Annotated in this window: 19 protein-coding genes; 13 read left to right on the top strand and 6 right to left on the bottom strand. The window is 36.5% G+C overall.

What is annotated here, in order from left to right; genetic code table 11:
* Positions 1 to 555 precede the first annotated feature (555 nt).
* Both F6K06_RS22195 and F6K06_RS22190 read left to right on the top strand, forming a co-directional pair.
* Positions 556 to 792 carry a hypothetical protein gene (locus tag F6K06_RS22195; RefSeq protein ID WP_124143608.1) on the top strand — a complete coding sequence of 79 codons (237 nt, stop codon included), beginning with the start codon at positions 556 to 558 and terminating at the stop codon, positions 790 to 792.
* 290 nt (positions 793 to 1,082) lie between these two features.
* Complete coding sequence (locus tag F6K06_RS22190; RefSeq protein ID WP_124143607.1) at positions 1,083 to 2,117, top strand: amino acid ABC transporter substrate-binding protein; 1,035 nt, start codon at positions 1,083 to 1,085, stop codon at positions 2,115 to 2,117.
* Positions 2,118 to 2,135: 18 nt separating this feature from the next.
* Here the strand turns inward: F6K06_RS22190 and F6K06_RS22185 are convergent, their stop codons facing one another.
* Positions 2,136 to 3,401 carry an RNA-guided endonuclease TnpB family protein gene (locus F6K06_RS22185; RefSeq protein WP_124143606.1) on the bottom strand — a complete coding sequence of 422 codons (1,266 nt, stop codon included), beginning with the start codon at positions 3,399 to 3,401 and terminating at the stop codon, positions 2,136 to 2,138.
* Positions 3,402 to 3,626: 225 nt separating this feature from the next.
* Between F6K06_RS22185 and F6K06_RS22180 the strand changes: the two genes are divergently transcribed.
* The 8 genes from F6K06_RS22180 (at position 3,627) to F6K06_RS22145 (ending at position 16,767) form a co-directional block, all read left to right on the top strand.
* Positions 3,627 to 4,676, top strand: a complete 1,050-nt coding sequence (locus tag F6K06_RS22180) for an amino acid ABC transporter substrate-binding protein (RefSeq protein ID WP_124143605.1) — start codon at positions 3,627 to 3,629, stop codon at positions 4,674 to 4,676.
* A gap of 176 nt (positions 4,677 to 4,852) precedes the next feature.
* Positions 4,853 to 6,019, top strand: coding sequence for an amino acid ABC transporter permease (locus F6K06_RS22175; RefSeq protein WP_124154182.1), 1,167 nt, complete (start codon positions 4,853 to 4,855; stop codon positions 6,017 to 6,019).
* A 1,059-nt stretch (positions 6,020 to 7,078) separates the two neighbouring features.
* Entirely contained in the window at positions 7,079 to 8,290 is a 1,212-nt protein-coding gene (locus F6K06_RS22170) for an amino acid ABC transporter permease (RefSeq protein ID WP_124143603.1), read from the top strand.
* An 85-nt stretch (positions 8,291 to 8,375) separates the two neighbouring features.
* Entirely contained in the window at positions 8,376 to 9,641 is a 1,266-nt protein-coding gene (locus tag F6K06_RS22165) for an RNA-guided endonuclease TnpB family protein (RefSeq protein ID WP_124154183.1), read from the top strand.
* A 133-nt stretch (positions 9,642 to 9,774) separates the two neighbouring features.
* Complete coding sequence (locus F6K06_RS22160) at positions 9,775 to 10,551, top strand: amino acid ABC transporter ATP-binding protein (RefSeq protein ID WP_124143602.1); 777 nt, start codon at positions 9,775 to 9,777, stop codon at positions 10,549 to 10,551.
* Positions 10,552 to 10,851: 300 nt separating this feature from the next.
* Complete coding sequence (locus F6K06_RS22155; protein ID WP_124143601.1) at positions 10,852 to 11,613, top strand: RNA methyltransferase; 762 nt, start codon at positions 10,852 to 10,854, stop codon at positions 11,611 to 11,613.
* Positions 11,614 to 12,271: 658 nt separating this feature from the next.
* Positions 12,272 to 13,675: a serine hydrolase gene (locus F6K06_RS22150; RefSeq protein WP_124143600.1), complete on the top strand. Its 1,404-nt coding sequence runs from the start codon at positions 12,272 to 12,274 to the stop codon at positions 13,673 to 13,675.
* A gap of 590 nt (positions 13,676 to 14,265) precedes the next feature.
* Positions 14,266 to 16,767, top strand: a complete 2,502-nt coding sequence (locus F6K06_RS22145) for a CHASE2 domain-containing protein (protein WP_287239972.1) — start codon at positions 14,266 to 14,268, stop codon at positions 16,765 to 16,767.
* Between the two features lie 80 nt (positions 16,768 to 16,847).
* On the opposite strand, the gene F6K06_RS22140 is transcribed toward F6K06_RS22145, so the two are convergent.
* Both F6K06_RS22140 and F6K06_RS22135 read right to left on the bottom strand, forming a co-directional pair.
* Positions 16,848 to 18,092, bottom strand: a complete 1,245-nt coding sequence (locus F6K06_RS22140) for a WD40 repeat domain-containing protein (RefSeq protein ID WP_124143598.1) — start codon at positions 18,090 to 18,092, stop codon at positions 16,848 to 16,850.
* A 147-nt stretch (positions 18,093 to 18,239) separates the two neighbouring features.
* Positions 18,240 to 18,677 carry a DUF4079 domain-containing protein gene (locus F6K06_RS22135; protein ID WP_124143597.1) on the bottom strand — a complete coding sequence of 146 codons (438 nt, stop codon included), beginning with the start codon at positions 18,675 to 18,677 and terminating at the stop codon, positions 18,240 to 18,242.
* A gap of 331 nt (positions 18,678 to 19,008) precedes the next feature.
* Between F6K06_RS22135 and F6K06_RS22130 the strand changes: the two genes are divergently transcribed.
* The 3 genes from F6K06_RS22130 (at position 19,009) to F6K06_RS22120 (ending at position 21,279) form a co-directional block, all read left to right on the top strand.
* The gene (locus tag F6K06_RS22130; RefSeq protein WP_287239970.1) at positions 19,009 to 19,482 is read left to right on the top strand and encodes a hypothetical protein; all 474 of its coding nucleotides are present in this window, start codon (positions 19,009 to 19,011) and stop codon (positions 19,480 to 19,482) included.
* Positions 19,483 to 19,737: 255 nt separating this feature from the next.
* A complete protein-coding gene (locus F6K06_RS22125; RefSeq protein ID WP_124143596.1) occupies positions 19,738 to 20,697 on the top strand; it encodes a M48 family metalloprotease in 960 nt (319 codons plus the stop codon).
* 159 nt (positions 20,698 to 20,856) lie between these two features.
* The gene (locus tag F6K06_RS22120; RefSeq protein WP_124143595.1) at positions 20,857 to 21,279 is read left to right on the top strand and encodes a DUF4359 domain-containing protein; all 423 of its coding nucleotides are present in this window, start codon (positions 20,857 to 20,859) and stop codon (positions 21,277 to 21,279) included.
* Between the two features lie 205 nt (positions 21,280 to 21,484).
* Here F6K06_RS22120 and F6K06_RS22115 read toward each other — a convergent pair whose 3' ends face one another.
* The 3 genes from F6K06_RS22115 to F6K06_RS22105 all read right to left on the bottom strand — a co-directional run bounded on the left by F6K06_RS22115 (position 21,485) and on the right by F6K06_RS22105 (position 22,851).
* Positions 21,485 to 22,000 (bottom strand): hypothetical protein, encoded by a 516-nt coding sequence (locus F6K06_RS22115; RefSeq protein ID WP_124143594.1) that lies wholly within the window; start codon positions 21,998 to 22,000, stop codon positions 21,485 to 21,487.
* Between the two features lie 301 nt (positions 22,001 to 22,301).
* Complete coding sequence (locus F6K06_RS22110; RefSeq protein WP_124143593.1) at positions 22,302 to 22,670, bottom strand: GNAT family N-acetyltransferase; 369 nt, start codon at positions 22,668 to 22,670, stop codon at positions 22,302 to 22,304.
* A gap of 25 nt (positions 22,671 to 22,695) precedes the next feature.
* Positions 22,696 to 22,851 carry a hypothetical protein gene (locus F6K06_RS22105; protein WP_161564359.1) on the bottom strand — a complete coding sequence of 52 codons (156 nt, stop codon included), beginning with the start codon at positions 22,849 to 22,851 and terminating at the stop codon, positions 22,696 to 22,698.
* Positions 22,852 to 23,249: the final 398 nt, after the last annotated feature.

Here is a 23,249-nt window from a genome sequence, read left to right as displayed (position 1 = left end):
ATTTATTTTCTGGATATCTCTAATATGTATAATTTCCACTCCTATGTCTATTAGATATTTGTATAGAAGAATACTGTTTTTTATACAAAAGAAAGTATCATTTACCTCACAAATATGTACATCAACCTGCAACAGATTAGGTGATTAATGTGGTAGCACTGACGGGGTAAATATTTTTTTTGTTTGTTCCCTATCCTCCCTCCCCATCTCCTCTACTCCCTACTCCCTAAAACCATCAATATATGTACTTAATCAACTTGGAAACTGCTTTAACTTTAATTTTCGTTCCGATAAAATACCCATGAAACCTTTTGAGTCCCATCAAAAATAAGTAAAGAACAACATCGGTTTGTAAAGATATTGGTAATAATTGTAACTTATTGTGTTTAACTGCTTCTGATATTAGTAGATTTCAGTTACTATTAACTAAATATAAAAGAATAGTTAAGAAAGCATAAGATTGGGAATATATATGCTTTGGGTTACGTCCTGGTTACTAACTAGCCTGTACCAATCTGCCAAAAAGATGATTATTTATACTTATATGGAGGTTCTATGACTCCCACAATGTTGCGTCAGCTTTGGTCTTTAATCGAGAACTCCCAAGCTACAACCTTAATATCCCTAGATGATGCTACCCTAGTTCAGTGGTTAATCAAACAGTTGAAAACTAGAAATTCCCTAAATGGCAGGGAAGCAGATTTAATTAACGAATATATCCAGTCTCGGCTGTCTTTAATTAGAGATTTAGCTGAAGAACGTTTGGGTAGCGAACCTTCACCATCGGTATAGTAAAAGTTCTACAGAAATATAGTCCTATATATTCAAATAATGTCAAATATAAGTAGAAACTATTTAAATAAATATAGCTAAGAAAGAATTGGTTAAGACATAAACTAATGACAAATCTTAGATTAGAAAATGTTTTTCCAACTTTTGCCTATTGCCTATTCCCTGTTCCCTGTTCCCTGCTAAATGTGGAAAGTATTTACTTGAAATCCTCCAGAAGCGATCGCTAAGTTAAACGTTATGGTAGTTTTGAATAGGTTATTTTTCCCAGATTAAAAAAATCTTAATAAACTATGCAAAAATGCTTATCTCTACTAATAGCAACTGTGTTAATGGTACTACCATTAACAGCCTGCGAAGAAGAAAGTCAACAAACCACCAGTCGTCTAGATATAGTCAAAGAGCGTGGTAAATTAAACTGTGGGGTAGAAGGAGCTATACCAGGATTTAGCTTTGTAGACCAAAATGGCAACTACTCAGGAATAGATGTGGATATTTGTAAGGCAGTTGCAGCAGCTTTATTTAACGATCCAAATGCTGTAGAATATCGTAACCTAGATTCAACTGAACGTTTCACAGCTTTGAATGGTGGAGAAGTAGATATGCTTTCTCGAAACACAACTTGGACAGTAAGTCGGGATACCACCGTTGGTCTAGAGTTTGCCCCCACAACATTTTATGATGGTCAAGGGATGATGGTCCGTACTGATAGTGGGATTAATTCTTTGGAGGGTTTGGAAGGCAAATCAATTTGTGTTGAAGCAGGTACAACCACAGAACTAAATTTAACAGACAATCTCCGTAAACGAAACATTGAAGCAGAGACATTAACATTTCAACAAGCAGACCCTGCTTATGCTGCTTATGCAGAAGGACGTTGTGATGGGATGACTTCTGATAAATCTCAGTTATTGGGTCGTCGTAGTACTCTACCTAATCCAGATACTCATACTATCCTAGATGTTACTATGTCCAAGGAACCTTTAGGTCCTGTGACGAAAAATAATGATTCAGCTTGGTTTGACGTGGTTAAGTGGGTAACTTACGCTTTGATAGAAGCAGAAGAGTTAGGTATTACCCAAGCAAATGTAGATGAAAAGAAAAATTCTGATGACCCCACAGTCAAACGCTTTTTAGGAGTAGAGGGAGACCTAGGTGAAGGTTTGGGTTTGAGTAATGATTTTGCTTATAGAGTTATTAAGCAAGTAGGCAACTATGGTGAAGTTTATGACCGTAATTTAGGAGCACAATCTCAATTTAAGTTACCTCGCGGTCAAAATAATTTATGGACAAATGGTGGATTACTTTATTCTCCTCCATTCCGGTGACATCCTCCCGGCGCTGAATCAATAGATAAAGCGCGGGCTTCCAACATCACTGTTAGATATTGCTGCCCTACGCCACTTGTCTAGGTAAAAAGCCCCCGACAGCCCGACTTGACAGCCAATTTCTTTCCCCCAGAGTCCCTGGGTACTAAGTGCTTCGTAGCCTCGGTTACAGATTTCCTGAGCTGAGGCTATGTCGCGATCGACCTCATACTTACATTCTGGGCAGCTATGCCATCTATCAGACAGTTCTTTCCTCACTTCAATTCGGCAGTTTGGGCAGGTTTGAGATGTCCCCTTGTGGTCTACTTCGGCGACATATACCCCTCGCTTTTTTCCCACATAAGAAAGAATACTCCGAAACTGCCCAAAAGCCGCATCAATCGTGTGTTTGCCAAGAAATCCTTTTGCCATAACTCGGAAATCAATATCCTCAACGAAGATTGTTCCGGCCATGTCACACAATTTGTGAGCTAACTTGAACTGATAGTCTTTGCGCTTGAAACCGATATGATTGTGCTGCTTTTCTACTTTAATCCTGGCTGTTTCATAGTTAGCAGAACGTTTTTTCTTCTTCGACAATCTGCGTTGTAGCACTTTCAGCCGACGATGCTCTGTTGCAAAGAATTTGCGTCCTGGTTCTGTAAAGCCGTCACTGGTTGCCAGATAACTGTTCAGTCCGATATCTATTCCCACGAAATGACCATGAGGCTCTGGTTCTGGTATAGAAATATCAGATTGAATGGCAATAACAGCAAACCACCCCATCGCTTTTTTGAGAATTCTGACTTGTTTGACAACAAACCCGTCAGGGATTGGTCGATGCAAGTTGATTTGGACTCTCCCTAACTTGGGTAACTTGATTTGCCACCCTGTAATTGGGTTGGTGGAAAACTGAGGGAAAAGTATCGACTTCATTTGTCCATACTTTTTGTACCTAGGAAATCCGTAACCTCTATTCTGGAAAAAGTCCCAAGCATCCTGCAATCTCCTGATGGTTGTTTGCAGAACCTGAGAGGGGACTGCTGCTAAACGAGGAAACTCTTTTTTAGCTTTGGGGAGTTTGTTTTGCTGTTGCTGATACCCAGGGAATGGATAATCGGCGCTCATTATGTACTCTGACTCCAAGCTACACCTATCTACTGGACACTTTCTAGAAGCAATCCAGTCTTTCAGTTCCCTGAGCGCGTAGTTGTAAGTTACTCGACAAGTTTCGAGCCATTCATTGAGCAACTCGACTTGTTTTTGATCGGGGTAAATGCGATAGGTGTAGTTTAGATTTAGCATGAAAAGAATCTTACCACAAAAAACAGATTGTAGTAACTGCTAATTTTACCGGGTTTGACCGGATAAAATTAGCTTGGGGGAGTCGATGTATCCCGGCGCTAATTATCCGCGAATATAGCGCGGGACTTATAGCTCCCCCAAACCCCCTCAAAAGTTAAAGGAGAGGCTTTAAACCTTAATTATTCGGTAAATGAAAAGTTCTTAGCAGGAGAGTGAAAAGAAATTATGCAAAAATGGGTATATTTGCTATTGACAATTTTGCTATTTTCCACATACTTGACATCTTGTGAAAATTCCCAATCTGAACCAACCCCACCAGGAAAAAGTCGTTTAGATGTTGTGAAAGAACGTGGCAAACTACATTGTGGTGTAGAAGGATACATACCCGGATTTAGTTTTGTAGACAAAAATGGCAACTATTCCGGAATAGATGTGGATATTTGCAAGGCAGTAGCAGCAGCTTTATTTAATGACCAAAATGCTATAGAGTATCGTAACCTAGATTCAACTGAGCGTTTCACAGCTCTCAATGGTGGAGAAGTAGATATGCTTTCTCGAAACACAGCTTGGACAGTAAGTCGAGATACCACCGTAGGTCTAGAATTTGCCCCCACAACATTTTATGATGGTCAAGGAATGATGGTTCGTGCTGATAGTGGAATTAAATCTTTAAAGGACCTCGAAGGTAAATCAATTTGTGTTGAAGCAGGTACGACCAGAGAACTTATTTTATCAGATAATCTCCTTAAACGAAATATTCAAGCTGAGACATTAACATTTCAACAAGCAGACTCAGCTTATGCTGCTTATGCAGAAGAAGGACGTTGTGATGGGATAACTTCCGATAAATCTCAGTTATTGGGTCGTCGTAGCACTTTACCTAATTCCGAACAACATATTATTTTAAATACTAACCTTTCAAAAGAACCTTTAAGTCCAGCAACAAAGAATAATGATTCAGCTTGGTTTGATGTAATTAAATGGGTAATTTATGCTTTGATAGAAGCTGAAGAATTAGGTATTACTCAAGCAAATGTAGACGAGAATAAAAATTCTGATGACCCAACAATAAGACGTTTTTTAGGAGTAGAAGGAAATATAGGTGAAGGTCTAGGTTTAAGTAATGATTTTGTCTATCGTGTAATTAAACAAGTAGGCAACTATGGTGAAATTTATGACCGAAACCTAGGAAAAAATTCTCCATTTAAACTGCCTCGCGGTCAAAATAATTTGTGGACTAATGGAGGTTTACTTTATTCACCTCCCTTTCGCTAAAAATTTTAAATTTTAAACAATAATGCCATTTTCAAAAAATATTGCTACATTGGCTATTCAAGGTATTAGGTGTTAGGTGGTAGGTGGTAGGTATAAGAAATAAACAGTGAAGATTTTTCAATTCCGTTCAGCATCTATATTTTACTGTAACAATCTTTCTTGAATTTGGTATAAAAATGATTGACCAGGAAAATCAAAAAATTCCACTATGGCGAGATGAAAGATTTTGGCGTATTGCCTTACAAGTTATCGCTATAGTAATTTTTGTTGCGGTTGTAGCTATAATGATTAGCAATCTTAACCGTAATTTAGTACAACAAGGTACAAAATTTGGATTTAGTTTTCTAGGAAACGAAGCTGGATTTAGTATTAGTGAAAGTCTCATTCCCTACAAAGCAAAAGACCCCTATAATCAAGTATTATTAGCAGGTCTGATTAATTCTCTGCGGGTAATGATTTTGGGAATTTTCTTCACAACAATAGTCGGAATATTAGCAGGAATTACTAGCTTTTCCGAAAACTGGTTACTACGAAATTTGAATCGGGTTTATGTAGAAGTTGTCAGAAATACCCCTCTACTATTACAGTTATTTTTCTGGTATTTTGCAGTTTTTTTCACTCTTCCCAAACCAGAAGAAAAATTAGAATTACCAGGACCAATATTTATGAGTAAACGAGGAATATCTATTCCTTGGCCGGAAAATACTCAGAATGTTTGGTTATGGTTAATAGTTTTGGTCTTAGGAGCGATCGCTGTTATATTTATTTGGCAGTGGCGAAATAAGTTAATGACGGAAAAAGCTACCTCTGGTCAACCTCAACTTATCGCTGTAATTAGTATTGGAATTATCGAATTATTAATTATTATATTTGCTCTAGGTTGGCAACCACCAATAGCAACAGAAACAGGCGCAACAGAAGGGGGATTAAATTTAACATTAGAACTGTCAGCTTTACTGGTAGGATTAGTATTTTATACAGGTGCATTTATTGCTGAAATTGTTCGTTCCGGCATTCAAGCAGTACCAAAAGGACAATGGGAAGCAGCAAAATCTTTAGGATTAAAATCTAGTTTAGTCATGCGGTTGGTAATTTTTCCCCAAGCATTAAGGGTAATGATTCCACCATTAAATAGTCAATATATGAACTTAGCAAAAAACTCTAGTTTAGCAATAGCTATTGGTTATCCAGATTTATATTCCGTTGCTAATACTACTTATAATCAAACAGGTCGTCCAGTAGAAGTATTTATTCTAATTATGGCAGTTTATCTTTTGATAAATTTGATAATTTCATTGTCTATGAATTCCTTAAATAAAAGCGTTCAACTCAAAGAAAGATAACAAAACAATGAATAATGAATAATGAATAATTATTAATTAGGGTTTGCTGAATCAAGTATGAGTGCTAGGGGTAGAAGTCAGGAGTCATAAATCAGGAAAAATAGGAATTATAAATGAGGTAGTCGGAAAAGTTTTCCCTTAATTTTTCTGTCATAATCATCCCGAAACAATAGCTTTATGCAGCTCTTTCCACCGAAAAGCTCATACTTTTTTAGACAAAAAAATGCTACAACCAATATCAGTCAATGCTTTAATATTAAATCAGCAAGCCCTAATTAATAATTACCGAATAATTAATAATTATTAATTAAATAATTTTGCTTTAAAGCCTCCCCTTTCAAAGGCAAAAAAGCGGTCGATATTCGGAGCTTCCCGAAGGGTGGGATGGATGGGTTTCCTAACCATATCCAATCGACCAAGAGAAGAAATAATATTTCCTTATTTTCAATTCCGTAACGGTTTTAACCTTCTTGTAATTATCAATTATCCATTATCAATTAATGAACTCTCCTTACGTCACAAAAATAATGGCAATTCACCACCAGCGAAAAATCCTCCCATCTCCCTAACTCCTCCGCTCCCCTTGAGGGTTTTGGACTGAAAACCAGGCAGTTTTTTCAACCCTAAAAAGACTTTAGCCAATATCAGTCAATGCTTTGAGATTAGATAGTTCAGCAATTAACAATTAACAATTAATAATTAATAATTACTTCTTCTTAAAACGGATAGGATTGACTAAAATGATTTTTTTAAGTAGTCGTGCAAAATCAATTTCCTAGTTGAGAGAGGGAACAGGGAACAGGGAACAGGGAACAGGGAACAGGGAGAAATAATTGATAACTTCTGGATAAGATTGGAGATATATAATAAAATGTGTAATTAATTTTGCATAAGAACTAATGTGTAATTAATTTTGCATAAGCACTTATTTTGTCCCCTATCCAAGGGGCTGCTTCAAGGCGTGAATTGTTGAATTAATAATTATTAACTATCAACTATCAACTATCAACTATCAACTCTTAATTATTAATTATTAATTATTCGGTAAACCCTAATTATATGAAAACAATTAATACTAATAAATCATCAGCACCTCCATTTCAGGAAAATAATCCTATAGAATGGCTCAGACAAAATTTTTTTAGTACCTGGTATAACACCTTATTAACTATTATCTTACTCAGCATTATTACCAAGGGAATAACAGGTTTTATCTCTTGGGCAACAACTCAAGCAGAATGGGAAGTAATCAAAGTTAATTTGCCATTATTAATGGTAGGTAGATATCCTAAAGACCAATATTGGCGCATCTGGTTAATAGTTAGCATAATTTCTAGTTTATCTGGTTTCTCTTGGGGAATTATTGCCAGAAACTCAGCCACATTATTTTCCCAACCAGTATTAATTTTTCTAGCTGTCATACCTGCCATTTTATTATTAATTCCAGTAACAACCCCATTCAAACTCTTACTAATAGGAATAGTTATTTTAGTTATTAGTACTGCATGGGTAGGAAAAATTTTAGGCAAAAAAATTCCAAATATAGGTAAATACATATCTTTTATTTGGTTTATAGCCTTTCTCTTAATTATCTGGTTAATCGGAGGAGGATTAGGTTTAAAATCTGTATCTACAAACGACTGGGGAGGTTTAATGTTAACTATATTAATGGCTATAGTTAGCATTTTTCTATCTTTTCCTCTAGGAATTTTATTAGCTTTAGGCAGACAAAGTAAATTACCAGTAATCAAAATATTTTCTATTGGTTATATTGAAATTATCCGAGGATTACCTTTAATATCAATCTTATTTATGGGGCAAATTATGATTCCCCTATTTCTACCAGATGGAATGCGACCAGACCGGATTTTACGAGCAATATTAGGATTAACTTTATTTAGTTCAGCTTACCTAGCAGAAAATATTAGAGGAGGTTTACAGTCCGTACCAAGAGGTCAAACAGAAGCAGCAAAAGCATTAGGTTTTAATACTCCATTAGCATTAGGATTAATTGTATTACCCCAAGCATTAAAAGTTGCTATTCCCTCAATTGTAGGTCAGTTTATTAGTCTATTTCAGGATACAACTTTATTATCAATCGTCGGATTATCAGAATTATTACGCATGAGTCGCTCAATCTTAGCTCAACCACAATTTTTAGGAGATTATGCAGAAGTTTATTTATTTAACGGCATACTTTTTTGGATTATTTGTTATGCCATGTCAATTGGAAGTCGGCAGTTAGAAAAAAAATTAAATACCGATCATTAACAAAAACAAAAGTAGTCAAAAGTTATCTATCGATCCCTTCAAATCAGCATTTACAGCAATTGCGCTTTGTGGTATCGTTCAAACTATGCTCGTACTCAACTACACTTATCGAATTTATCCCGACCAAAAACAAGTCGAGTTATTGAATGAATGGCTCGAAACTTCTCGTAGTGCTTATAACTATGCTCTTCGAGAACTTAAGGATTGGATTGCCTCGAGAAAATGTCCAATAGACCGGTGTAGTTTGGACAGTGAGTATATTATGAGTGCTGATTACCCATTCCCTGGATATCAGCAACAGCAAAACAATCTCCCCAAGGCTAAGAAAGAGTTTCCGCGACTAGCTGCTGTTCCTTCTCAGGTATTGCAGACAACTATCCGAAGATTGCACGATGCTTGGGACTTTTTCCAGAACAGAGGTTATGGATTTCCTCGCTTCAAAAAGTACGGACAAATGAAGTCTATGTTGTTTCCTCAATTTAAAGTCAATCCGATTACAGGATGGCTTCTCAAACTCCCTAAATTAGGAAAAGTCCAAATAAACTTGCATCGTCCAATACCTGAAGATTTTATTGTCAAGCAGGTCAGGATACTAAAGAAGGCAATGGGGTGGTTTGCTGTAATTACTATTCAATCTGATATTTCTATTCCAGAACCCCTACCCCACGGGCATTTCATCGGGGTAGATGTAGGACTGGATAAATACCTAGCGACCAGTGATGGTTTCGTAGAACCTGGACGAAAATTTTTCCAGACAGAGCATAGTCGGCTGAAAGTGCTACAACGCAGATTGTCTAAGAAAAATAAGGGTTCTGCTAATTATGAGAAAGCAAGGATTAAAGTAGAGAAACAGCATAATCATATTGCATTCAGACGCAAAGACTATCAGCTCAAATTAGCCCATAAATTATGCGACATGGCTGAGACTATCTTTGTAGAAGACATAGATTTTAGAACCATGGCTAAAGGTTTCTTGGGTAAACATACTGTTGATGCAGGTTTTGGACAGTTTAGGAGTATTTTATTTGATGTTGGGAAACAGCGGGGAGTATACGTTGCTCAAGTAGACCACAAAGGTACTTCTCAAACTTGCCCAAACTGCCGTAGTCTAGTCAGAAAAGAACTCTCTAATAGATGGCATAGCTGTCCAGAATGCAAATATGAGGCTGATAGAGACGTAGCTTCAGCACAGGAAATATGTAACCGAGGTTATGAGCAACTTAGTACCCAGGGACTCTGGGGGCAAGAAATGGGCTGTCAAGTCGGGCTGTCGGGGACTTTTTGTCTAGACAAGTGGCGCAGGGCAGCAATGTCTAACAGCGATGTTGGAAGCCCGCACTGCACCTCCTAGAGGTCAGCGTCGGGAGGATGTCACAGGTATTATAGAAATAGACAGATAAGGCGCGGACTTATACTGATAATTATCTTTAGACAGGGAAATATTTTTCCTACTGTTCCCTATTCCCTATTCCCTATTCCCTTCCATGACAGAAACAAAAACCAAACAAACTGAAGCACAAATAAATTCTGATTTAGCAATAGTTGCTAGAGATGTTCAAAAGTGGTACAGCAATAATTTTCATGTCCTTCGTGGAGTAAGTCTCACAGTAAAACGTGGAGAAGTAGTAGTAATTATGGGGCCAAGTGGCTCAGGTAAATCCACCTTTATCCGTACTTTTAATGCTTTAGAAGAATATCAAAAAGGTAGCATTATTATTGATGGCATCAGTTTATCCCATGACTTGAAAAATATTGAGGCAATTAGGCGAGATGTGGGAATGGTATTTCAGCAGTTTAATTTATTTCCCCATCTCACAGTTTTGCAAAATGTCACCTTAGCGCCAATATGGGTGCGTCGATGGCCAAAAGTCAAAGCGGAAGAAGTGGCAATGCAACTTTTGGAAAGAGTGGGTATTTTGGAACAGGCAAAAAAATTTCCCGGTCAACTTTCTGGCGGTCAGCAGCAAAGGGTGGCGATCGCCCGCGCTTTAGCGATGCAACCAAAAATTATGTTGTTTGACGAACCGACTTCTGCATTAGACCCAGAGATGGTGCGAGAAGTTTTGGATGTAATGCGAAATTTGGCAAATTCGGGAATGACGATGGTAGTTGTGACTCATGAAGTAGGTTTTGCCAGGGAGGTGGCAGACCGGATCGTATTAATGGCTGATGGGTTATTGGTAGAGGAGGCGACCCCAGAAGAATTTTTTCAAAACCCGAAGGAGGAGCGCACGCGCCAATTTTTGTCACAGATTTTGTAGGTTTCAAAAAGCTGGAGTTGAGAAAATATGCCTTTGAGTTCTCTCGCTTTCAGAAGCACAGAACAAATGGAAGGGATTTGATTTACTCATCAACTTCATTTTCTGAAGCTCAAAAAATTAGGGGTTGTATGTCACAAAAAATCGTGATAATCTGAGAATAGAATTATATATTGGGTTGCGTTTGCCCATATACATGACTTTTTATTCAACTAAAAAATCAGAGTAAAAACCAAATACATATAATGAATTGCGCTGTCAAACTCAGATAACGCCAGATTTTCCCTCTTCCCTCTTCCCTTAATGCTTAAACAACAATCAACACAAATAAGAATAGTATTAGTAGAACCTGCCGGACCACTGAATGTTGGTTCTGTAGCCCGGATTATGAAAAATATGGGTTTCCATCACCTAGTCTTAGTTAATCCTCAATGCGACCCCCATGGACTAGAAGCCAGGAAAATGGCAGTTCATGCCCCAGAAATTTTAGAAACGGCCACCATAGTTCAAACATTACCTGAAGCACTGAAAGGATGTCAAAGAGCGATCGCCACAACATCCCTAGACCGTTCATTACCCACCAAGCTAGAAAACCCCCGACATTCCCTACCTTGGCTATTAGGATATCCAGCAGCCTTAATATTTGGCAGAGAAGACAGAGGCTTAACTAATGTAGAATTAAACTATGCCCAAAGATTTGTCCGTATTCCATCAGATAATACCTATCGTTCACTAAATCTGGCTCAAGCAGTAGCTATCTGTTGTTATGAACTATATCATTTGCAAACTATAGCACTGAGCGACCAAAAAAGTCAGGATAGTCCACCTAACCCGGCCCCTAATTTAGAAGCTCCAATAGATTTAATAGAGGCATATTATCAGGATCTAGAAACCCTGCTACTGAAAATAGGTTATCTTTATCCCCATACAGCATCTAGCAGGATGGAAAAAATTCGTCGTCTATTCAATCGCGCCTATCCTTCTACTGAAGAAGTGGCCATGTTACGCGGAATGATTAGGCAAATGAATTGGGCACTTTCTAATCATTGTGAAAATGATAGTTAATCTATTTTTTCTGGGTATTCTTTAATAGAGTTGTCGCTAAATAAAGGGAAAAAATCACTCTAACCTAGACAGAGCAATAAATACAAGCATTTTTGCATAATAATAGCTACAATCCTTACAGAACAAGGTTTTTGGGATTTTTTTAAGTTATAAAGCGACATTTTTAAGTTATAAAGCGACAAGTCCAATATATAAATAAATGGCTGAATAGAAATATCTGAGAACCAAGTTAGAGATGCTTGTGAAAATCTTCTGGATTTATCTGTAAAGTGTTTTTTTGTCTAGAATAGTCAAAATATAGTTACGACTTGCGCTAAAGTAATAGATAACTTACCTAAATTATAGGCGATCGAGCAAAGTTAATCTGAGATTAAGTTAGTTTTCTAGTTCTAACCAATCTAACTCAATATTAATAATATTAATAATGTCACAACCCGTGAGAAATCAAATAATTATCTATATTTTCTCTTGGTCTTAAGTTTTTTCCCTTGATATATTAGTTATATGACTTTTGACTTTTGTGAAATGGAATAAATTAATATACCTCTTGAAAACTGAAAGTCCAATAAATTTTCATGCAGAAATAGTCAATTTTTGTTGATTTTGATTTACTTCTGTTAGATAAACAAAATTATAGTTATAAATTAAGGTATTTGGAGTGGTTCAGAGATTTCCTAGTCCATCAATTCTTTCAGTAGTATCATCCCCTACTAGGCCAGATTCTCAATCGAAGCAATCTAGTAGTAGACAACAAAATCATCCCGTACAACCGCAGCTACCCCTCAAAAGAAAGCGTAACGTAGCTAAATTTCCTCTACCACCTTCTGAGGAACCTTATCTTAGGTCTGTCCCCCCAAGAAAGAAAGTTGTTCCCCCTAGAACCTTAAAAACAGAAGTTCCTAGATTTCAATCTCACAGAGCTAAACGTAGTCGAAGAGATGAACTGGCTAGATTAAGATCCATCGCAGAACAACAACCCAAAACATCTACTCGACCCCAAAAACGGCTAGAAAAAGCCCAATCTTTTATTTCTCAGCCACCACTCCAAAAAAAGTCCCCACTCACAAGTCGTAAACGCTCTGTGTCTTCTTCGGTAGTGTTGTACACAACTCGGATGTTAATTTTGGGTATGGGAATAGCGGTAATTAGTGGAACATTGCTATCAATGTTGAAACCTGGAAGTAGTTCTAGTGTCCTTTCTCAAGCAGCAGATATAGAACCAAATCAAGAATGGAAATCTCCCTCCATTGTACCTTTAGCAGTACAACAAACTAGAGAAATTACAGCTTTGAAAACAGAGCTAGATACAGTCATCGCAGAATATCCAAAACTCACCCCAGGAATATTCCTGATTGATGTTGATACTGGTGCTTATCTAGATATTAATGGAAATGTCGCTATTGCAGCAGCTAGTACCATTAAGGTGCCAATATTAGTAGCTTTTTTTCAAGCTGTGGACCAAGGCCGCATCAAACTAGATGATATGTTGACAATGGAGGAATCTCATGTAGCTGAGGGTTCGGGAGATATGCAGTTTCGCAGACCTGGTACTAAATATACGGCTTTGCAAACAGCGACAAAAATGATCGTGATTAGTGATAATACCGCAACCAATATGTTGATTGAAACACTTGGTGGATCTGAAGTTTTGAATCAGTTGTTTCAGAGTTGGGGTTTGAAGAATACTACTATTAATGACTCCTTACCAGACCTCTCTGGCACTAATACAACAACTCCCAAGGATTTGATAAATTTAATTTCACAGGTAAATCAAGGTGGGTTGGTATCTCTAAAGTCTCGCGATCGCCTGTTTAGAATTATGGAAAGGACTAAAAATGATTCATTGTTACCTCGGGGCATAGGTAGAGGTACTATTATTGCTCACAAAACAGGTAACCTGAAGTCCGTATTAGCAGATGTGGGTATGATTGATTTGCTCAATGGCAAGCGCTATCTATTGGCTGTATTGGTGAAACGCCTAGATGACGAACAAACTGCCGTAGACTTGATTCGCGATGTATCCAAAAAAACTTATCAATATCTTGAATCTTCAGAGCAATAGTTGTTTGTTATGTAAGTAAGATATTACAAATAAGTCTTCTAGGTGTTCTACAAATTGCTATATTTCGCTAACTTAGGGTTTGCTGAATAAGTCTTTTGGTATGGGGTAGGAGTCAGTCCTCAGGAAGACCAAGCCAGGAGGAATAGGGAATTTAGAGGAGGGAGTCGGATATTTTATCCCTTGATTTTTCTACAATTATTCTGCCTTTTATCCTAACTTTTTAGTCGCTCAAGCTTAAAAAGTTGCACTTTTTTTCGGTGTAAAAAAGCTAAAACCTTTACCTGTCAGTGCTTTTAGATTTAATCAGCAAGCCCTAACTAGTGTTATAGAATTATTGAGGGAAAATTAGTATAAAAAGAAGGTATAACACTGTGAATACAGGTTCGGATGTTTTAATATTCTCTTGCATCGTGCGTTTTCCCTTTCAACTTTCTATTTAAAACTTTGGCGATCGCTTATTTTACGGAAGAAAAGATATAGCGATCGCTGTTTTTATAGCTTAATAGAGTTGTCCTTATATATCTCTAAGTTCTCTGTAATTAATTGATAATTGCTAAAGTAAAGAGGTATGCGATCAAAATCAAAGAAAAATGACTCAGACTGCTTATAGATTCTACCTGAAGATTCAACAAGTTGAAAAAGTCTGCTTATTTGAACTTGCCTGGGGTAGAGGACAACAATTAAGTATAACTATTCCTTATCCTGAAAACCTTACCATATTTTATCAAGATTGGCAAACAAAATATCTAAGTTTTTATCATAGAGCTTTACGAGGAAGGGTAGTAAGTACAGGAACAATAATCAGACAAGTTGATTGGGAACAAAAATTGGTCCAAGCAGAAGCAAAACTTCTGTGTGAATTTCATCGTTGGTTAAGACACGAAGAACTGTTTGAAATTAGAGCAATTATTGCTCAAGCAGCCAAACAAAAAACAGAAAATTTCCTACCATCACAGCACAACACTCATGTACCTACTATTGACATATTTTTAACTTGTAACTGCCAAGAATTATGTCGTTTACCCTGGGAAGTATGGGAAATTACAGAATTTGCTGCATCCAGTAAAATTAGAATAGTCCGCCAACCTATTAATATCCACGATACACCAGTCAATTATCAATCCAAACCCTGTCGAGGTAAAGCTAGGGTATTAGCAATACTGGGAGATGATACAGGTTTAAATTTCCAGGTAGATAGAGAAGCAGTAAAATCATTATCCCCAATAGCAGAAGTAGAGTTTGTGGGTTGGCAACCTCATGAGCGTCAAGCACAGCTAAAAGACAAAATTGTCAAAGCAATAAAAGACGAACGTGGGTGGGATATCTTATTTTTCGCAGGACACAGTAATGAAAATCTGAATACAGGAGGGGAACTAGCGATCGCTCCAGGGATATCTCTATCCATGATCGAAATTGCTCAATCCTTAACTATAGCCAAACAGAGAGGTTTACAATTTGCCATCTTCAATTCCTGTAGTGGTTTAAGCATCGCTAACACCTTGATAGACTTGGGTTTAAGTCAAGTTGCCGTCATGCGAGAACCTATTCATAACCAAGTCGCCCAAGAATTTTTAGTGCGCTTTCTACAAAGTTTAGCCGAATACAAAGATGTTCACGAATCATTATTATCAGCGTGTCAATTTTTAAAGTTAGAGAAAAATCTCACCTATCCTAGTACATATTTAATACCGTCTTTGTTTTGCCACCCGGATGCTCCACTATTTTGTCTTCAACCATCTAGAATTAAAGACAAATGCAAACGGTGGTTACCTAGCAAACAAGAAGCGATGGCGCTCGGTTCATTAATTTTATGCAGTTGGCAATTATCAACTCAAAGCTTTTTAATTGAAAAGCGAGTATTAGTGCAAGCTATGTATCGGCAATTTACCAATCAACCTGATAGCAAAAATTCGCCTCCCGTGCTATTAGTTGAAATCGACGAAGAGTCCATCAAAAAAGCCAAAATATCCGATCCTAGACCTATGGATCGTAGCTATATAGCCAAAATCATCGATCGACTAACATCTATAAACGCCAAAATCATTGGTGTTGATTATCTATTAGATCGCCATCAACCAAAAAACGACCGACAACTAGCTCGTACTCTGCGCTCATCCATAAAAAAACAAAATACTTGGTTTGTTTTAGCGACATCTCGTAATCTAGCTGGTAGTTGGTTTGAACCCTTGCCAGAGTTAGCATCTCCAAATTGGCAACTACAGGGAGATACTTTTGTTGTCGGTTATGACAGTTACGTTACCCATTTTACACTGCTACCAAGGCAATATTCTAGCAAGAGACCATTGCCCTTTGCTTATTGGTTAGCAGTTGCTCACCGGTTAAACTTTGAACAATCTGGGGAGTTGCTTCAACCTCAGATTAATTCTTCAGAGAGTTGGGTATCTCAAGTGAAAAATCATATTAATCAGACCACAGGTGAATATGGATTTTTGGATTTATTTTCCAATTCATCTCGCTTACAACCTTTAACTAAATTTTCCTATAAATTAGGGCAAATGTGGATGCATCCAATTATAGATTTTTCTGTTCCCCCAGAAGCAGTTTTTCAACGTTTACCTGCTTGGCAACTTTTGGAGAGTAATGATTCCCCATTATTACCACTAATTACACTAGATAAACGTCCATCAATAGTAATTATTGCTGCTAGATATAAAGATGCAGGATTAGTTGCTCCAGGAGGAGACAATTTTCCTTTACCTGCTGCTGTTGGTTTCTGGCGCTCTCAACATCCTGCAAACCCCAGTACAGTATTTACTGGAGGGGAAATTCATGCTTATATGGTTCATCATTTGCTCAATCAAAGATTAGTTATACCTATTCCTAATTTATGGTTAATTGTATTAGCTGCTTTGTTAGGAAAAGGAACAGTATTAGTATTAGGGAATAGTACTAATACTCAAAAACAAGAAATTATTCTGTTATTGTTTTTATTAACTTTAATTTATGCACTGGCGAGTCTACAAATTTATATTTCAGCAGCAATTTTATTACCTTGGTTGTTACCTAGTCTAACATTTTGGATTTATATCTTTTTATATTTGATTAACCGTAAGTCACGTTATTTTAATTGAGGTTTTATATGATTTTGAAAAAAAATATTACAAATGGTGTAGGGAAGGAAAAAAGACAGAAAATATAATAAAAAAATCAATCAATTCGGGTGAAAAGCTAAAGACGTTACCCAACCAGAATGCTGTTGAAGAATACGAGGTGGTTGATAGCTATTGATATTCCACAAACGAATACTTCTGTCAGCACTTCCACTAGCCATAGTTTTACCATCGCTACTTAAAGCAACTGCCCAAACCTTATCCTGATGACCATTAAAAATACGTTTGAGTTTTCCTGTTTCTAGTTGCCACAACCGAATAGTTTGATCGGCACTCCCACTAACCACATTTTTTCCATCGCTGCTAATAGCAACTGCAAAAACTGAGTCTCCATGACTGGTAGGAGAGTTGGGAGCAAAAAAAGTGTGACAATGTTGTTTTGTCTCTATATTATATGTGGTGATTTTTCCGTCGAAGTCTCCGCTAACGAGTATGGGAGTCTTGATATTAAGAGCGACAGTTTGTACTTCCTGTGAATATCCGAAAAAAGTGTAGAGACGTTTACCAGTTTTGATATTCCATAAGCTGACTGAGCGATCGCTACTTGCTGTGGCAAAAGTTTGACCATCTCCACTAACAGTCACAGCATTAATTGAGGCGGTATGTGCTTTGATAACTTTTGTACATTTCCAAATTAATTTTTGCTGCGGTTGTAGCTCCGAAGTTTCTGTGGGTGAGGTAGAAAAACTTGATTTATTTTGGCAACCTATATTTTTCTTCAGTTGTGTCAACTCTGCCTCTATTTCCAAATCAGTAAATTTTTGCTTTGCCACAGTTTCAGTCAAGACAAAATCCAATTCAACCATGGTTTGATTATAAGCTTCTTGCCACGAAACTCGATCTAAAAATTTCCCCTCCATCTGCTCAAAAATAGCAAAAGAATCAACTATTCGGTTTTGTGGGGATGAGTTAATCGCTTGAAAAAATCCATAAAGACCAAGACCAACTACTCCACCAAAAGTTGCCATTGCTCCCATACCAACACCAAAAGCAGTCCCCCCAACTCCCAAACCTATACCACCAATAGTAGAAGAAAGAGTAACTCCTCCATAACTACCCATACCAATAAAACCAATAGCAGTGGGGTCTGATTCTGTGATAGCTTTGACCGCTCCATAAGTTGCTGCACCGACAACTGCACCTGCACCGATAATAGGAGTTGCGCCGATGCTGATACCTCCAAAACTACCTATTAATCCAATATTGCCGACTGTGGTAGAAAAGGTTGCGCCAGTTGTTGCGCCTATGGATATATATGGAAGACTTTCAGGTAAATTTTTGCTCATTGCTAGAAACCCACTAATGTTTGGGTCAAGAAAAATGTGTGTTTGATTTCAACATAAACTTTTTCTGGTTAGCTCTGCATCAGTGGATTTACCAATTTTTTTAAGATCGAGTTTCGTATGTTATAATGCCTACCTTAATTCTTTGCTTCAAGGCAAATATTTCTGCACGACACTCCAACCAGTCAAAGATACTGTTGCGAAACTAAACAACAAAATAATATTAGTCGTGATATGGAGCGATCGCGCCCAAGGTTGTTTAGGATCAATCTGAGTCGCACTCCACGCGGAAACTAAAACCAAAGCTACAACAGTTAAACCAGCAGGTAAATGAGCAGAATGACCCAAGTTACCATAATAACCAATAGTTCCCACCAAACCAATTGCCAGTAACAAAATTACTAGAAATACCATTGTACCACCAATAATATAATGAAAACCTCGTAACCATTGGGGGCGTTTTTGTTTGTTATGGCGGGCAAAAAACATCCAACCGCCTGTTACTGCTAATAATGAATAGGCAAATAGGGAAAGACCCATAGACCAAGCTGCTATTTTCCATAGCCAGAGAAAAGAAGGTAAATTCATGTATATTGATTGTAATGTTTACATTCAAGATAAAGAGGGAACAGGGAGGAGCAATTGATAATTTATGGATAATAATTGATTTTATTCTTGATTTTTACCAGATGTCTAATAAATTAGACCATTTCTCAAAAACTTTTCTACGCTTTCTTGAGCAGGAGACCCACCCCTACTGCTCCCAGGAGGGGAAGTAGGGAAGTGGGGGAGAAGTAAACATAATAATAATTAACACTAACATAGCTAAAATTAGCAAAAAAAATATTTAGATAACTTAATTTAATGTTGTTCTATTTTTGGACATTTAACTATTGTCCAACAGTTAAGGAAAAAAATCATGGGTACTAGAGAAGCATCTTTTTTATTAGGTATATCTCGTCAACGTTTATTAGTTTTACTTGCTCAAGGAAGAGTTAAAGGAGCTGAGAAAAAAGGTAGATTCTGGGAAATACCAGTATCAGAAAGTGGAATGCCTGTAATAATTCCGGCTCGGCGCGGTCCGAAAGGTATGTGGCGCAAGCAAGAATCTACTACACCAAAAATGATTCATGTCAATCAAAACATAATTAAAAGTAATAAAGGTAAGCCTCCAACAGAATTGGAACCTGTAGTGTCACTCAAGCACAGCGGTCATAACTATTATGGTTATGAGTTATATATTTCAGGTCCTTGCCAAATCGTCTATCGACCTTATAAACCAGCAGGTTGTGGCGCTCATCTGTGGATTAATACTTTTGATTCTGTGCAATTCATAGATACTCAATCCAATCCAGCCACTGCAAGGCAATCTAGCAAACAAATTTTCATCTAGTTTGCTTTCAAAGATAGAATATCATCACTAAAAAATATTTATTCGCTCAGAGCAGCTCAACTGACAATAACTTCAGCAGGCTTGGTGCTGTTTGTTTGTGGGAAATTGTCACAGTATTAAGGTAGAAAATTTTGAACTCTCCACACTTCTCACACTCCCTTACTCCCCTACTCCCCTACTCCTCTGCTGAATCCTGACTCCTAAAGTATTAAAATTAATATCATACACTAATTCAGCAACGCCAAAAATTTTATCATGCCTACCTATACTGGAATTTCTAGTGAAGCTTTTCGCCATCCCTTGGACCGGGAAGCAGAAAATGCTTTACGCAGCGTGCCTGGGTTTGACTTGATTGCCAGCAAATTTGTAGAATTTGTTTACGAACGCCCACAATATGTTTATTTAATGGGAAATAGTATTCAAGTTGGGCCTCGTCAATATGCTAGTATCTATCAGATATTTCGGGGATGCGTTAGAGATTTAGATATACTCCCCGAACCTACTTTATTTGTATCTCAAAATCCTCAAGTAAATAGCTATTCTCTAGGCAAAGAACAACCTTTAATTATCCTAAATACTGGTCTTTTAGACTTATTAAATGAGAAAGAATTAAAGACTGTACTAGCTCACGAATTAGGACATATTAAATGTGGCCACCCAACTTTAAACCAGATGGCAATTTGGGCAATGGGTATAGCTTCTATGATTGGGGAAGTAACATTTGGTTTGGGTAATGTAGTTAGTAGTGGATTGATTTATGCTTTCTATGAGTGGCGACGCAAAGCTGAGTTATCAGCAGACCGGGCGGCTTTGTTAGTGATGGATGACCTAAATTTAGTCATGGAAACTATGATGAAGTTGGCTGGGGTAAGTAGTAAGTATGCCAATGAGTGTAGTTTACAAGAGTTTATTCGTCAGTCCGATAATTATCAAGACTTAGACCAAGATGGCCTAAATCAAGTGTATAAATTCTTGCTTTATAATGGTGGTCAGGGTGTAATGTTGAGTCATCCTTTCCCTGTAGAAAGGCTACAGTATTTACAAAACTGGGCAAATTCTTCAGAATATCGTCAAATTCGTGCTGGTAACTACAAAAGAGCTGGTGCTGAGGGTGCTGTTGAGGTTGAAGTTGAATCCCCAAAAAATGAATCTGAAGAGTTGCGCCGTCAAATTCAGGAACTGCAAAAGGAAATTAATCGAATTAAGGGGAATTAAAAATATACTCTACTTCCTAAATTTATCCGGAAACTAGCTTGTATCTAGATGTAGTTAATAGTATGAAATATGTACAAATATTTGTTTCTCTTAGTAAGAAATATTAGTCTACTGTTTTCTGTATCTAAAACTATACAAAATAATCAGGTATTTATAATTATGTTACAAGATAAAAATAAGAATGGTTATAGCAAAGCACCTATATTTTGGGGTCTGAGCAAAGCAGGAGCGATCGCTCTGACAGTAGCAGCGACAGTCATGGGATTTACTAATCCTCCTAGAAGTGAATATGTTAATTATGCTTCTAATAAACTGGCAAGTGAGATTAGAGAATCTGTTTGTAAAGAGTCAAAAGTTCCAGATTTTTTGAGTGATTTTACAGGTGATTTAGTTCAAAGTTGTGAAAAGCTAATTAAGAGTCAAAGAACTACGATTAAAGAATTAATGGATAATGCCACTCAACGTCAGAATTTAATATTATTTAGTGTTTATACAACTGAGTTTCGTGGTAATAGATATCAGACTATTGGAGCAGTGGGAAATTTTCTGACATTTCCACCAGAGAAAATCGAGCAAAATTAATTACAATTCATGCTACTTCAGCGGGAGCATCTCAATGCAAGAATAAAGCCAAAAATTTATCGCTTTTAGGCAACAGGCAACAGGCAACAGGGAATAGGGAATATATAGGAAAAAAAAGTATTTTTGCAAATATGAAATGCACCCAATTCAGCAAACTTTGTAGAGGCGTTTTATTTAACGTCTCTATATTTTTTTTCCGAAATATTTAGAATTGATATTCTTTCTTAGATTCTAATAAATTTCTATACAAAGGTGATTTGATTTTTTCTAAATGCTCAATATTCACTATATCTAATACCATCAGCACCCTACTTTCATAAAATGAAGAATCAATTGTACCAATAGTTTGATAACCTAATTTTTCAAAAAAGGGAACCAAGTATGCTAAATTATCTATCAAATTAAATTTGATTTCATCTAACAACAGTTGTTTATAGTGTGCTTGCACTATTTTCAAAGCTATTAGCGTTCCTCTAAGATAACTTTTAACCATAAATCTCCTACTAATTGATGTAGATAAGACATTTGCATCTCCTACTGTTTCACTAATCTTATAAAACTTTATATAATAGTCTGAATCTAAATCTTTAGCATAATTGCATCGAGCAGTACCAACTAATTCATGATTATTAAAAGCTACAAATAAATTAGCACATAAGTCTAATGTGTCTTCTACTTTCTTTTGTTCGTGGTTAGGTTCATAGTTTGGACAATTTTTCAACCATCCTAGTTATTCTACATAGATTTGATAGCACAATTTAAATTTTTTTCTCTTTCTTCAGGAGTTTGAGCTAATCTGATTTCTAACATAATTAGAGATATAGCGTTTTTATTTGAGATGCGGAAACCAAATCCTCTTAAAAAGGGAATAAGGAATAGGCAATTAGCAATTTTAAAGGATGAAAAACAGTATTAAATTCTGAAAAATAAAAGGGAAGAGCTACTTAATACAGCATTTTTTTATGATAAAAAACCACGTTATAGATTTACATTTTATTGAAAAAACTATATTATTTCTTAGATTATAACAAGTTTCTATACAAAGATTGAAAAGGTGATTTAACTTTCTCTAAATGTTTAAAATCAAGTAGGCCTAGCACCATCAGCACACTACTTTCATACATTTGATAATCAATTTCACTAATAGTTTGATAACCTAGTTTTTCAAAAAAAGGAACCAAGTATAATTCGGCATCTACAAAATCAAATTTGATTCCATCTAGCAACTGTTGTTTGTATAATGCTTGCATTATTTTCAACCCTATACCTTTTCCTCTAAAATTACTTTGAACCATAAATCTCCCAGTAATTGATGTATATAAGGTATTTATATCTCCTACTTTTTCCATTTGATAGAGTTTTATATAGTAGTCTAAATCTAAGTTTTCCAAGCCTAAGTCTTTAGTATAATTGCATCTAAATAGTACCAACCAATTGATGATGATCGAGAGCCATAAATAGATTAGCAGATAAGTCCAATAGGTCTTCTACTTTCTTTTGTTGGTGGTTTGGTTCATAGTTTGGAAAATTTTCCAACCATCCTAGTTCTTCTGCATAGATTTGATAGCGCAATTTGAAAATTTATTCTCTTTCTTCAAGAGTCCGAGCTAATCTGATTTCTAACATAGTATTTATATCGATTCAACTTCTGTTATTTTTTCACTTACTTGCGATCAATTTCTATTCTGATTTGATAACAATTTTGAGAACTAAATCTCTGGCAATTACAAACAATAAACAATATTATACCATTTTTTTCATGGCAAAAAATCGTTGGTAGTCATATCAATGTCTCCTTAAACAGAATTGCTTGCTGTTCCACCGAAGGACTCTACAAGCTTTTCAGAAAAGGTTTAAATCTTAATGGAAATGTCTATTAATAGCCAGATAAAAAAGCTAATTGCTGATATCTGACTACTAATTAATTACTCTACAACATTACCGAAGAATTAATAATTAAATAATTCAGG

It is taken from the genome of Okeania sp. SIO1H4 (assembly GCF_010672695.1).
GTDB lineage: Bacteria > Cyanobacteriota > Cyanobacteriia > Cyanobacteriales > Microcoleaceae > Okeania > Okeania hirsuta.
Note: the sequence above shows the minus strand (reverse complement) of the source record. Positions and strands in the feature narration are given on the sequence as shown.